This is a genomic window from Micromonospora fulviviridis, from assembly GCF_014648395.1.
Classification (GTDB): domain Bacteria; phylum Actinomycetota; class Actinomycetes; order Mycobacteriales; family Micromonosporaceae; genus Micromonospora; species Micromonospora fulviviridis.
The window spans coordinates 61,124-73,916 of record NZ_BMRA01000015.1; the positions used below are offsets into that span (position 1 = coordinate 61,124).

General features: G+C 74.6%; 12 protein-coding genes. 3 read left to right on the plus strand and 9 right to left on the minus strand.

Annotated features, from left to right (window positions below; all coding sequences use genetic code 11):
- Positions 1-89: 89 nt before the first annotated feature.
- Positions 90-2,606 carry an aminopeptidase N gene (gene pepN, locus IEY96_RS29565; RefSeq protein ID WP_189198084.1) on the minus strand — a complete coding sequence of 839 codons (2,517 nt, stop codon included), beginning with the start codon at positions 2,604-2,606 and terminating at the stop codon, positions 90-92.
- A gap of 66 nt (positions 2,607-2,672) precedes the next feature.
- On the opposite strand from pepN, the gene IEY96_RS29570 reads away from it, so the two are divergent.
- Positions 2,673-2,891 (plus strand): DUF397 domain-containing protein, encoded by a 219-nt coding sequence (locus IEY96_RS29570; RefSeq protein WP_091319205.1) that lies wholly within the window; start codon positions 2,673-2,675, stop codon positions 2,889-2,891.
- A gap of 10 nt (positions 2,892-2,901) precedes the next feature.
- Here the strand turns inward: IEY96_RS29570 and IEY96_RS29575 are convergent, their stop codons facing one another.
- Positions 2,902-3,291, minus strand: a complete 390-nt coding sequence (locus IEY96_RS29575; RefSeq protein ID WP_189198085.1) for a hypothetical protein — start codon at positions 3,289-3,291, stop codon at positions 2,902-2,904.
- A 386-nt stretch (positions 3,292-3,677) separates the two neighbouring features.
- On the opposite strand from IEY96_RS29575, the gene IEY96_RS29580 reads away from it, so the two are divergent.
- On the plus strand, positions 3,678-4,925 hold the full coding sequence (locus IEY96_RS29580; protein WP_189198086.1) for a cytochrome P450: 1,248 nt from the start codon (positions 3,678-3,680) through the stop codon (positions 4,923-4,925).
- A gap of 66 nt (positions 4,926-4,991) precedes the next feature.
- On the opposite strand, the gene IEY96_RS29585 is transcribed toward IEY96_RS29580, so the two are convergent.
- The 5 genes from IEY96_RS29585 to IEY96_RS29605 form a co-directional block, all read right to left on the minus strand.
- Entirely contained in the window at positions 4,992-5,450 is a 459-nt protein-coding gene (locus IEY96_RS29585; protein ID WP_189198087.1) for a hypothetical protein, read from the minus strand.
- A gap of 1 nt (position 5,451) precedes the next feature.
- On the minus strand, positions 5,452-7,899 hold the full coding sequence (locus IEY96_RS29590; RefSeq protein WP_189198088.1) for a molybdopterin oxidoreductase family protein: 2,448 nt from the start codon (positions 7,897-7,899) through the stop codon (positions 5,452-5,454).
- A gap of 3 nt (positions 7,900-7,902) precedes the next feature.
- Positions 7,903-8,433: an HPP family protein gene (locus tag IEY96_RS29595; protein WP_189198089.1), complete on the minus strand. Its 531-nt coding sequence runs from the start codon at positions 8,431-8,433 to the stop codon at positions 7,903-7,905.
- A gap of 62 nt (positions 8,434-8,495) precedes the next feature.
- Entirely contained in the window at positions 8,496-9,674 is a 1,179-nt protein-coding gene (locus tag IEY96_RS29600; RefSeq protein ID WP_189198090.1) for a zinc-dependent alcohol dehydrogenase, read from the minus strand.
- On the minus strand, positions 9,671-10,309 hold the full coding sequence (locus tag IEY96_RS29605) for an SRPBCC family protein (protein ID WP_189198091.1): 639 nt from the start codon (positions 10,307-10,309) through the stop codon (positions 9,671-9,673). The genes IEY96_RS29600 and IEY96_RS29605 overlap by 4 nt, the downstream gene beginning before the upstream one ends.
- Before the next feature lie 143 nt (positions 10,310-10,452).
- Between IEY96_RS29605 and IEY96_RS29610 the strand changes: the two genes are divergently transcribed.
- Complete coding sequence (locus tag IEY96_RS29610) at positions 10,453-11,580, plus strand: glycosyltransferase family 2 protein (protein ID WP_229791967.1); 1,128 nt, start codon at positions 10,453-10,455, stop codon at positions 11,578-11,580.
- An 87-nt stretch (positions 11,581-11,667) separates the two neighbouring features.
- On the opposite strand, the gene IEY96_RS29615 is transcribed toward IEY96_RS29610, so the two are convergent.
- Together IEY96_RS29615 and IEY96_RS29620 are read right to left on the minus strand one after the other, a co-directional pair.
- Complete coding sequence (locus IEY96_RS29615) at positions 11,668-12,318, minus strand: DUF3618 domain-containing protein (protein WP_189198092.1); 651 nt, start codon at positions 12,316-12,318, stop codon at positions 11,668-11,670.
- Positions 12,315-12,779 (minus strand): phage holin family protein, encoded by a 465-nt coding sequence (locus IEY96_RS29620; protein ID WP_189198093.1) that lies wholly within the window; start codon positions 12,777-12,779, stop codon positions 12,315-12,317. Before IEY96_RS29620 ends, IEY96_RS29615 begins: the two co-directional genes overlap by 4 nt.
- Between the last annotated feature and the right edge of the window lie 14 nt (positions 12,780-12,793).

The window sequence follows — 12,793 nt, forward strand, 5'->3', positions numbered from 1 at the left end:
CGGGGCCCGGCGAGCGGCCGCCGGGGCCGCCGGGCCGTCCCACGGACCGCGCCGGGCAGGGGTACGCCCCGCCCGGCGCGGTCGCCACGTCAGGCGCCCGCGGCGGCCACCGCCGTCCGGGCGACCAGGGCGCGGCGCAGGTCGTCGTCGAGGTCGACGACCCGCCGGCGCAGCCCCGGCGTGAGGTCGTCGCGGGCCAGCAGCGCCGCGGCCAGTTCCCGGGTGGGCTGGGCCACGGCGTAGCGGGGGAAGGCCAGGGTGGCGACCCGGTCCGCCGTCCACGGGGTACGCAGCCGCGCCGCCGCCGGCATGTCGGCGAAGTACCGCTCGACGTAGCCGGCCGTCAGCTCGGCCTGCTCGGGCTGCCAGAAGCCCTCCGCGGTCGCCTCGACGAGGCGGTTGGAGAGGTCGGTGTTGCTTGTCACGATCTCCCAGGCGGCCCGCTTGGCCTCGGCGTCGGGCAGCGCGGCCCGGCAGCTCGCGGCCCGCTCCGCCCCGGTGGCGCTGCGGTCGGCCGCCGCCTCGGCGGCGATCTCCGGCTCGCCGGCCGCGCCGAGCACCACGAGCCGGTGCAGCAGCGCCCAGCGCAGGTCGGCGTCGACCGCCAGCCCTTCCGGCACGCCCTCGCCGCCCAGCCAGCCGGCGAGCAGCCCGGTGTCGGTGGTGGCCCCGATCAGCCCGCGGGCCGCGGCGAGTTGCAGCGAGCCGCCGGCCGGGGCGCCGGCCAGCAGGGTGGCGCAGGCCCCGGCGATCCGGAGCAGGGCCGCGTCCCGGGCCAGCGGGTCGAGGTAGCGGTCGACCAGGTTGCGACTGAGGCTGAGCACGTCCTCCGCGATGATCACCTCGGTCTCGGCCGGCAGTGCCGCGGCGATGAGGGAGACCAGCGAGGTCACCGGCCGTTCGCCGTCGGTGGCCGCGTCCAGGGCCTCGCCCCAGAGCAGCGCCCGGGCCAGCGGGTCGGCCAGCCCCGGGAGCACCATGGGCACCGCGTCCGCCGAAGCGGGGTCGAGCCGGATCTTGGCGAAGGTGAGGTCACCGGCGTTGGGCAGCAGCAGGCCGGTGGCCGGCTGCCCGACCAGCTCGGCCAGCACCGTGCGGCCCTGGTCGGCGGCCGGGTCGAGGTCAACCTCGAAGTGGCGGGCCGGGGCGTCGGGGGCGTGGCGGGCCACGCCGATGCGGTGCGGGCGCAGCACCGGGTACGCCTCCGGCGCGGTCTGCACCACCGCCGCCTCCGCCCACCGGCCGTCGGCGTTCACCGCGGTCTCCATCCGCAGCGTGTTGACCTGCGGGCGGCGCAGCCAGCGCTCGGCCCAGTCGGCCAGGTCCCGCCCGCTGGCGGCGCTCAGGCTCTCCAGCAGGTCGGTGAGGGTGGCGTTGCCGAACCGGTGCTTGGCGAAGTGCGCGTTCAGGCCGGCCAGGAAGGGCTCGTCGCCCACCCAGGCGACCAGCTGGCGCAGGACACTGGCGCCCTTGGCGTAGGAGATGCCGTCGAAGTTCAGCAGCGCCTGGGCCGCGTCGGTGACCTCCTCGGGGGCCACCGGGTGGGTGGAGGGCCGCTGGTCGGCCGCGTAGCCCCAGGCCTTGCGGCGCATGGCGAAGGTGGTCCACGCCTGGGTGAAACGGGTGGCCTCGGCGGTGACCCGGGTGCCCAGGTACTCCGCGAAGGACTCGTTCAGCCAGAGGTCGTCCCACCAGCGCATGGTGACCAGGTCGCCGAACCACATGTGCGCCATCTCGTGCGCGATGGTGGTGGCCCGCAGCTCCCGCTGGGTGTCGGTGACCGCCGAGCGGAAGACGTAGTCGTCGCGCAGGGTCACCAGGCCCGGATTCTCCATGGCGCCGGCGTTGAACTCGGGGACGAACGCCTGGTCGTACTTGCCGAACGGGTAGCGCTCGGCGAAGAGCTGGTGGAACCGGTCGAGGCACTGCTTGGTGACGGTGAAGATCTCCTCGGCGTCGGCGTCCAGGTGCGCGGCGAGGGACTTCCGGCAGTAGACGGCGAGCGGGATGCCGTCGTGCTCGTCCTCCCGGACGTGCCAGGGGCCGGCGATCAGCGTGACGAAGTACGTGGCCAGCGGCGCGGTGGGCGCGAACTCCCAGCGCCCCGGCGCCGGCCGGTCGGCGACCTGGCCGTTGGCCGCCACCGTCCACTCCGGCGGGGCGGTGACCGCGAGGGTCACCGGGGCCTTGAGGTCGGGCTGGTCGAACGCGGCGAAGATGCGCTGCACGTCGTCGAGGAAGGACATGGCGTAGAGGTAGGTCTCGCCGTCGGCCGGGTCGACGAAGCGGTGCACCCCCTCACCGGTGTTGGAGTAGGCCATCTCGGCGCTGACGGTCAGCGTGTTGGTCGCGGCCAGCCCGGTCAGCGGCAGGCGGTTGTCGTCCAGCAGCGCCGGGTCGAGGTCGCGGTCGTTGAGGCGTACCCCGAGGAGTCGGTGGGGTTTGACCTCGGCGAAGGTCTCGGCGCCGGGGGTCGCCCGGAACCGGATGGTGACGGTGGAGCGGAACCGCTCGGCGTCGCCGGTCAGGTCGAGGTCCACCTGGTAGGACTCGACGGTAATCAACGCGCCACGCGCGGTCGCCTCTACACGGCTCAGGCTCGGCATCCGCTTATCCTGCCCGATGGGGTCCGAGTGGGCTCCCCCGTTACCCCTGGCAATGGAGGAACAACGATGGGTCAGCACCCCAAGGGCGACTTCGACCTGTCCCGGGCGGTCTGGCAGCGGGCCGATGGCGACACGTCCGACAGCGCGGTCGAGGTGGCGTTCGTCGACGACTTGATCGGGATGCGCAACTCGGCCGAGCCGGACGGGCCGGTGCTGGTCTTCACGCAGGACGAGTGGGACGCGTTCGTGGCGGGCGCCCAGGACGGCGAGTTCGACCTGAGCTGAGCCCGGGCGCTCAGTCACCGTCGCCCCAGCCGAGCCCGCCGGGGCCGGGCGCGTGGTGGAAGCCCGGATGGCCCGCCACGTCCGCGCAGCGCTCGCCGTCGGGGCCGACCGCCCCGCAGAAGAGCCGCTGCGCGCGGTGCCAGGCGTCGGCCGGGGAGAGCGCCGCCGCGCCGAGCGCCAGCTCCGGGCGGAGCAGGCCGAGCGCCTCGGCGTACGCGACGGCCAGCTCCCGCGCGATGGCGGTGTCGGCCGCCTCGAAGCCGAGGTGCACGGTGAAGTGCCGGGGCGGCCGGGCCCCGGCGCGCCGGGACGGCGCGATCAGCGGCTCCTCCCGGTCGCCGTGCCGCAGCCCGGTCACCGCCCGCCGGTGCCGCCGGTGTGCCGCTCTGTCGTTCCGCATCCGTCCTCCCCGTCGCCGATGGCCGCCCCGCCGGGGTCCTGCCGGCGGGGGCGGGACCGGCCGCCGCCGGCCCCGCCTCGAAGACAACCAGCTTTTCCGCGCCCTGGGAGGGGCCAGCTTCCGCGCTCTCCGCCGGCCCCTCCCCCGGCGCCCGCCGCCACGACCGCCGAACCACGAGGCCACGAGGCACGGGACGTGGACCCGGGACCGCCGGCGGCGCGGACGCGCGGGGCAGCGCCCGGGTGATGCGGGACCGCCGGCGGCGCGGACGCGCGGGGCCGCCGGCGGCGCGGACGCGCGGGGCCGCGCCGAGGATTTGGGTGCGCCGGCCGGGGTAGGTAGCGCAGCGACCGTGCAGGGCCGCCGAGCCGCGTCAGGAGCAGCTGATGAGCACCATCCCGAGCGACCGCAGCCCGGAGAACACGCTGGCGTTCCTCCGCGAGGGCTACCGGTTCGTCGGCGCGCGGTGCGACCGCCTCGGCAGCGACATCTTCCAGACCCGGCTGCTGCTGGAGCCGACCATCTGCCTGCGCGGCCGCCCGGCCGCCGAGCTGTTCTACGACAACGAGCGCTTCGTCCGGCGCGGCGCCATGCCGATGCGCGGGCAGCGCACCCTGACCGGGGTCGGCGGCGTGCAGGGCCTCGACGGCGCGGTGCACCGGGACCGCAAGGCGATGTTCATGTCGATCATGACGCCGGCGGCGATCCGCCACCTCGGGCAGCTCTTCGACGACGAGTGGCGGGCCCGGATCCCGGCGTGGGCCGAGTCGGGACCGGTGGTGCTCTACGACGAGGTGGCCCGGATGCTGACCCGGGCGGTCTGGGCCTGGGCCGGGGTGCCGCTGGCCGACGCCGACGTGCCGCGCCGGACCGCCGGTATGCACGCGATGATCGAGGGTCCGGCCGCGGTCGGGCGCCGGTACTGGCGGGGCCTGCTCGGCCGCCGCCGCGCGGAACGGTGGGCCGGCGACGTGATCGAGCGGGTGCGCTCCGGCGCGCTGCCCGCGCCGGAGGGCAGCGCGCTGCGGGTGATCGCCGGGCACCGGGACCGGCAGGGCATCCTGCTGCCCCGCCGGATCGCCGCGGTGGAACTGCTCAACGTGCTCCGCCCCACCGTCGCGGTGGACCGCTTCGTGGTCTTCGCCGGGCTGGCGCTGCACGACCACCCGCACTGGCGGGACCGGGTGCGCGGCGACGACGCGGCGACCGAGAGCTTCGTGCAGGAGGTCCGCCGCTACTACCCGTTCTTCCCCCTGGCCGCGGCCCGGGTCCGGCGCTCGTTCGAGTGGCAGGGGTACGCCTTCCCGCAGGGCCGGCGGGTGCTGCTCGACCTCTACGGCACCAACCACCACCCGCGGCTCTGGCCGGAGCCGGAGCAGTTCCGGCCGGAGCGGTTCGACGGCTGGCGGGACGACCCGCACGGGCTGGTGCCGCAGGGCGGCGGCGACCACCTCACCGGCCACCGCTGCGCCGGCGAGTGGATCACGATCGAGCTGATGAAACGGGCGGTCGGCAACCTGACCGGGTCGATGAGCTACCGGGTGCCGCCGCAGAACCTGGCGCTGGACCTGGGGCGGATGCCCGCCCTGCCGCCCAGCGGCCTGGTCATCGACGGGGTACGCCGGACCGCGTGATCAGCGCAGCACGGAGACCGGCCCGGACCAGCCGGCGCCGGTCTCACCCGGGGGTGTGACAGGCGGTCACCCGGCGACCACGAGCGCCTGCGGGGCGGCCTGCTTCATCCGGGTACGGAGCCACTTGAGCTGGATCGACGTCTCCTGCTCGCACGCCTTGACCACGCCGAGCAGGTCCTCGTCACGGGCCCCGTACGCGGCCTGCCCGACCACGGTCCAGCAGATGTCGCACTCGGCGGCCATCAGGTAGAGGTCCTGGAGGTCGCGGAGCAGCCCGATCGGCCCGGTCCGGGTGCCGGAGAACAGCTCGGAGTGCAGCCGGTCCGGCTCGGCCGGGGCCTCCTCGGCGTACCGGCGGGCGAAGGGGGCCAGCTTCTCCGCGTGCCCGCGGCACTGGGTGGCCAGCTTCTCGCAGGTGTGGAAGACGTCCGGCTCGTCCGCGTGCGCCTTCCCCACCTCGGTGAACGCGTCACCGAGGCGCTCCTGGGCCTTGTGCAGCAGGCCGAGATAGTGGGCCAGGTGCATGTCACTCCCCCCTCGACGGCGCCTCGGCGGCCGGGCCGCCGACCGTGGCCGGGATCCCGGAGCCCTCCGGCGGGGCGGAACCGCCCACCGTCGGCGCGGGTGAGGGCCGGCCGCCGGAGTCGGCCTCCTTCACCACCCGCACCGCCGCCACCTTGAAGATCGGCTGCTTGGAGACCGGGTCCCAGGCGGTGATGGTCAGCTCGTTGGCCGCCCGGTCGTGCCGCCCCTCGCCCGGGGCGGCCCCGTCGGCCGCGTCCCAGTAGCCGTAGTGGAAGGGGAGGAAGACCACGCCGCGGCGTACCCCGCAGATGCGGGCCCGGGCGCGGACGACGCCGCGCGGCGACTCGATCCGCACCAGGTCCCCCTCGCCGACGCCGAGCGGTTCGGCGTCGGCCGGGTTGAGCTCCACCCACGACTCGGGGGCGGCGTGCACGAGCTGGGCGGCCCGGCCGGTCTTGGTCCGGGTGTGGAACTGGTAGACGGTCCGCCCGGTGGTGAGCAGCAGCGGGAATTCTCCGCTCGGCACCTCCGGGGACGGCTGGTACGCCGCGGCGTGCAGGAACGCGCGCCCGCCGGGCTGTTTGGCGCGGTACTCCTCGGGCAGCAGCTCGGCCCCGGTGGCCAGGTCGTGGCCGTACGACTCGCAGTAGTCCGGGTCGGTGTTGAACACCCCGTCGGTGTAGAGCCGCTCGGTGCCGTCCGGGTGCTCGTCGGTGCACGGCCACTGGATGCCGCCGGTGCGCAGCTTGTCGTAGGTGATCGCGGTGTAGTCGCAGGGCCGGCCGCGCGAGCACTCCTTCCACGCCTCGAACACCTCCTCCGGCCCGGTCCAGGTGATCAGCGGGTTCCCGTCGGAGTCCCGGAAGTCCATCCGGCGCGCGTAGTCGAGGAAGATGTCCAGGTCGGGCCGGGCCTCGCCGGGCGGCTCGACCGCCTTGTCGGAGATGTGCACGGTCCGGTCGACGCTGGTGAAGGTGCCGGTCTTCTCACCCCAGGTGGCGGCCGGCAGCACCACGTCGGCCAGCTCGGCGGTCTCGGTCAGGAAGAGGTCCTGCACCACCACGAACAGCTCGGGGTTCGCCAGGATCCGGCGGATCCGGGCCAGGTCGGGCAGGGAGACCGCCGGGTTGGTGGCCGAGATCCAGAGCAGCTTGATCGAGCCCTGCTCGGCGTACCGGAAGATCTGCATGGCGTGCGTCGGCGGCGCCCAGTGGGGGATCCGGTCGACCTCGACGTTCCACAGCCGGGCCAGCTCGGCGATGTGTTCCTCGTTGGCCCAGTTGCGCAGGCCGGGCAGGTCGCCGTCGGCGCCGCACTCGCGGTTGTTCTGCGCGGTGGGCTGCCCGTTCATCTGGTAGAGCCCGGCGCCGGGTCGCCCCAGCATGCCGCGGATGAGGTGCAGGTTGTTCACCTGGCAGGACGCCGCGGTGGCCTGGTTGGACTGGTAGAAGCCCTGGAGGACGGTGGAGAGCAGCCGCTCCGAGCGCCCGAGCAGCTCGGCGGCGCGCTCGATGTCCGCGGCCCGCAGGTCGCAGATCTCGGCCACCTTGGCGACCGGGTAGTCCTCCACCACCTGGCACAGCTCCTCGAAGCCGAGCGTGTGGGCCTCGACGTACGCCTCGTCGTACCAGCCGCGGTGGATCACCTCCCGGAGCAGGCCGTTGAGCAGCGCCTGGTTGGTGCCGTTGCGCAGCGCCAGGTGCACGTCGGCCTCCCGGGCCACCGGGGTGGCGCGCGGGTCGACGGCGAGCATCGCCGGCGGGTTCGGCCCGCGCCGCCGGTCCAGCATGCGCATCCAGAGCACCGTCTGGGTCTCCGCGACGTTGTGCCCCCACAGCGCGATCGCGTCGCAGTGGTCCACGTCGGTGTACGAGCCGGGCTGCCCGTCGGTGCCGAAGGACGCCTTGAGCGCCGCTGCGGCGGTGGCGGTGCAGAGCCGGGTGTTGCCGTCCATGTGCGGGGTGCCGAGCCCGGCCTTCCCGATCACGCTGAGCGTGTAGTACTCCTCCAGGAAGAGCTGCCCGCTGGTGTAGAAGCCGAAGTGGCCCCAGCCGCCCGGGCCGTCCAGCAGCTCCCGGGACCGGGCCACGATCCGGCCCATGGCGGTGTCCCAGTCGGTCTCGACGAGCCGGTCCCCCTCCCGGACCAGCGGCCGGCGCAGCCGGTCCGGGCTGTGGTTGGCCTGCCAGCCGTAGAGGTCCTTCGGGTCGACCCGGCCGTGGTTGACGCGGTCGCCGGAGCGGCCGCGGACGCCGACGATCCGGTCGTCCGCCACGGCGATGTCCATGGCGTCGCCGTTGGAGTGCAGGATGGAGGCGCTCGGCACCCAGCGCTGCACGTCGGCCTCGGTGTGCCCGTCGGCCAGGAAGGTGTCCACCCGCACCGGCCAGCGCTCCCCCGGCCCGTACGGCGTGCGCGGCCCCCAGGGGTCGGCGATCCGGTCCACCATCGCTCATCCCTCCCTCGGCGCCGCCCAGAGCGGCATCGGTCGGCCGGCCGCCCGGTTGAACAGCAGGTCCACCACGGTCACCAGCAGTACGGCGGCGAAGGCGACGACGAGCTGGCCGGGGGTGTGCAGGAGGCCGAGGCTCACGATCAGTGTGGTGGCGCCGGCCGGCGGGTGCGCGGCCTTCAGCAGCACCAGCACCGCGGCGGTGACCGCGAGCGAGCCGGCCGCGGCCACGATCCGCGCCCCGGACACTCCCTCCTGGAGTGCCGACGGATGATCGGCGAGGCCGGTGGCCAGCAGGAACGCGTACCCGGCGAGCAACGCCACGAGGTGCCCGAGGACGGTGTTGCGGGGCGAGGACTCCGGCTTGCCGGGCTGCTCGACGTGCAGCATGATCGCCGGCCCGAGGCTGGGGAACAGCCACGGCTGCCGGGTCAGCAGGGCCACCGCGCCGGCCACCACCACGGCGACCGCGCTGCCGGCGAAGGCCCGCGCGGCGGGCCGGGACGGCGTCTCATCGATCTCGGCGGGCATGTGGACGCTGTACCCCGCCCCGGGATTTCGAATCGACGCACGTCCCGGCGATCCCGCGCCGGTCAGGCCGCCTGCGGGTGCAGCACGGTGCGCAGGCAGCCGTCCTCCTTCTTCTGGAAGATCTCGTAGCCCCGGGCGCCCTCCTCCAGCGACATCGGGTGGGTGGCCAGGTAGCCCGGGTCGATCTCGCCGATGGCGACCCGGTCCAGCAGCATCGGGATGTAGCGCTGGGCGTGCATCTGCCCCATCCGCAGCACGAGCGCCTTGTTCATGGCCGCGCCGAGCGGGAACTTGTCGACCAGGCCGCCGTACACCCCGACGATGCTCACCGTGCCGCCCTTGCGGCACGCCATGATGGCCTGCCGGACCGAGGTCGGCCGGTCGGACTGGAGCCGGGCGCTCTGCTTCGCCTTGTCGTACGCGTAGGCCGGCCCGACGTCGTGCGACTCCATGCCGACCGCCTCGATGCAGGCGTCCGGCCCGCGCCCGGCGGTCATCTCGCGCAGCGCCTCCAGCACGTCGGTCTCCGCGTAGTTGATCGTCTCCACGCCGAGTCGCTGCGTCGCGGTGGCCAGCCGTTCCGGCAGCCGGTCGATGACGATGACCCGCTCGGCGCCGAGGATCTGCGCAGACCGGGCGGCCATCTGCCCCACCCCGCCGGCGCCCCAGACGGCGACCACCTCGCCGCCCTTGAGGCCGCAGAAGTCGGCCGCCATCCAGCCGGTCGGCATGGCGTCGGAGGCGAACACCACCGAGTCGTCCGGCACCCCGTCGGGCACGGTGAACGCGCCGACGTCGCCGAACGGCACCCGGATGTACTCGGCGTGGCTGCCGGAGTAGCCGCCGGCCGCGTGCGAGTAGCCGAGGATGCCGGCCGGGGAGTGACCCCACAGCTTCTCGGTGAAGACCGGCTGCGGGTTGGAGTTGTCGCAGAGCGAGTACTGCTCGGTGCGGCAGTACCAGCAGCCGCCGCAGGCCACCACCGAGCCCACCACCACCCGGTCGCCGACCTTGATGCGTTGCACGTCCGGGCCGGTCTCCACCACCTCGCCCATGAACTCGTGGCCGAGGATGTCCCCCTCCCGCATCGCCGGCAGGTACCCGTTGATCAGGTGCAGGTCGGAGCCGCAGACACTGCTGGCCCGTACCTTGACGATGATGTCGCCGGCCGACCGGATGGTCGGGTCCGGCACGTCGCGTACGGCCAGCCTGCCGACGCCCTCCCAGCACAGTGCCCTCACGGCCGCCCTCCCACCATCAGCTTCTCCCGGATCCGGTCGGTCGCCTCCTCCTGCTTCGGGCTGCGCCCCGACGGGTCGTGCCGCGTGTCCAGCACCTGGCCGGTCTCGATCAGCGACTTGATCCGGCGCAGGGCGGTGCGCAGGGCGAGGTCCGGGTCGTCCCCGCCGGCCAGGCCGAGCGCCCGGCGGATCGGGCCGGACCGCCAGCGCAGCTCGGCGCGGATCTCGGTGCCCCGGTCCTGCGGCGCGGGCGCCAGCTCGACCCGCCCCTCCTGGGCCACCGGTCCCTCGGTGACCCGCCAGCTCAGCCGGCCCGGGCCGTCGACGGTGATCTCGGCCCGCCACTCGGTGCCCCCGCCGGCCGGGTCGCTCGCCACGCAGCGCCAGCGGTTGTCGTCGAGCTGCTCCAGGGTCGCCCACTCGGCGAGCCCCCGGTCGAGCCGTTCCCGGTCGGTCCAGAAGCCGATCACCGCCGGCATCGGCCGGTCCACGGTGATCCCCCGGTGGACGACGTACCAGCCGTCCGCCCGGTCGGGTTGGTGCCGGCGCCGGCGCCGGGCCACCACCCGGCCGACCCCGAGCGCGGTCATCGTGGCGGCGCCGGCCAGCGCCCACCTCGTCGCGTTGCTGCTCATCACGTCTCCTCCACCGGGGCGTCTCGGACCGCCCGCATCCCGCAGCGCTACCCGGCCCGACCGGGTCGAAACGGCGAAACGGTTTGATCACCGAAATTTCGGGCACGCTGCCGGCCACCCTGCCAGACCGTAGAGGGGCACGCGTGGCCTTTGACCGCGAGGAGCACGGCCGGCGGATCCCGGCCGCGGACGACGCGCCGTTCGTCCACCTCGACCACGGCGCGGCGCCCGCGCCGGACCGGCTCCCCATGGCGTACGTCCTGCCGCTGCGCGTGGCCGCCGACACCGGCCTCGCCGAGCTGACCGCCTACCTGCGCGAGCTGAACCGGTGGGTGGACGTGATCGTGGTCGACGGGTCGCCGCCGGAGTTGTTCGCGCGGCACACCGCCGCCTGGCGGGGCCTGGTCCGGCACGTCCCACCCGATCCCGCGCTGACCGGGCGCAACGGCACGGCGCTCGGCGTGCTGACCGGGGTCGCCCTGGCCCGCCACGAGCACGTGGTGATCGCCGGCGCCGACGTCCGGTACGACCGCGCGGCGCTGTGCGCCGTGCACGGGCTGCTCGACCGGGTGGACCTGGTCCGGCCGCAGCACCACTTCGACCCGCTGCCCTGGCCGGCGTGGTGGGACACCGGCCGGATGCTGCTCCACCGGGCGCTCGGCGGGGACCGGCCGGGCAGCCTCGCGGTGCGCCGGAGCACCTTCCTGGCCATGGGCGGCTACGACCCGGACGTGCTCTTCGGGAGCCTGGAGCTGGTCCGGACGGTCCGCGCGTACGGCGCCGCCACGGCGGCCCCCGCCTGGCTGTACGTGCGCCGGCGCCCGCCCACCGTGGCGCGGTTCCGCCGGCAGCGGGTCCGGCAGGCGTACGACGAACTGGCCCGGCCCGGGTGGCTGGTCGCCGCGCTGGCGGTGCTGCCGGCCGCGGCGGCCGCGCTCGCCGCCCGCCGGCCCGGACTGCTGCTGCGGGCCGGGGTGGCGACGGTGGCCGTGGCGGAGCTGGGCCGGCGACGGGCCGGCGGCGCCCGGGTCTTCCCGGCGCACACCGTGCTCGCGGCACCGGTCTGGCTACTCGAACGCGGGGTCTGCGCCTGGCTCGCCGTGGGCCGGCGGCTGCGCGACGGCGGGCCCGGTGCGGACGCCCGCCCGGTCGCGCACTCCACCCGGGCGTTGCGCCGGCGGCTGACCGAACGCCGCCCCGACGACCTGGTGCTCTGGGTGGAGACCGGCGCCGCGCCGGCCCCGGTCCGGGCGGACCGGCTGGCGCGCTGAGCGGTCACCCCGCACGCGAACAGCTCGCGGCCACTCCCCGGCGTGCTGCCGGGAGTGGCCGCGAGCTGCGGCGTACGGGCGTCCTGGTCAGTACCGCACCTGGTCGCGGGACTGCTGCGCGGTGTCCTTGACGTCCTGCGCGGCGGTCTTCGTGTCGTCCTTGACCGCGTGCACGGCGTCCTGCGCGGTGGCCTTCACCGACTCGGTGGCGTGCTGCGCCGGCTCGCGCAGCTCGTCCTTCAGCTCACCGGCGACCTCGCTCAGCTTCTCCTTGACGACGCCGCCGTGCTCGGCGGCCTTCTCCTTGACCTGCGCGGCGACCTGCTGCTCGCGGCGCGTGGCCGGGATCAGCGAGGACACCAGCATGCCGACGCCGAAGGCGATCACGCCGGCGGCGATCGGGTTGCCCTCGGACTTCTCCCGCAGCACGTGCGGCGCCCGCTGGGCGGCGTCGCCGACGGTCGAGGCGGCGGCGTGCGCCTTGTCGCCGACCGTGGACGCCGCCGAGGAGGCGTGGTCGCCCACCGAGTGGGCGGCGTGGCCGGTGCTGTGGCCGAGATCCGATGCGGTTCCCATCACCTTGTCCTTCACATTCGTCAGCGCGCTGCGGACGCGCTGCTTGCGGTCGTCGACGATGCGGCTCGGGCTGACCTTGTACGCCAGGGCGTCCACGTCCGAGCTCAGGTTGGTGCGAGTGGCTTCGATCTCCCGGCGGATCTGGTCGGGGTCGGTGCTCATCGGGTGACTCCCTCCGGGTGCGGCTTGAGCGCGTCAGGGATGCGCTGCACGCTGTCGTTGGTCTGCTTGAGGCCGCGGATCCGCTCGGCGTTCTTCTTCGCCATCGAGTAGAGGACCCCGGCGATCACGGCCCAGAGAACAGCCACGATCAGCGCGGCCAGGCCCGAATCCATCACGTTGTCCAGGAACTGCCACAGCGCGATGGAGACGAAGAGCGCCACCATGTAGCCGCCGAAGCCCGCGCCGCCGAAGAGGCCGGCGGCCTTGCCCGCCTTCTTCCCCTCCTGGCGGATCTCGGCCTTGGCCAGCTCGACCTCCTGGCGCATCAGCGTGGAGAGGTCGGTGGTGACCTGGCGCATCAGCTCGCCGATGGAGCTGCCCCGGACCTCGTCCGCGGTGGGCGGCGCGCCCGCCGCCTGGTAGCCGGAGTCCAGTCCGGACCCCTGCGTCGGCATGCTCATGCCGTCGCCTCCCT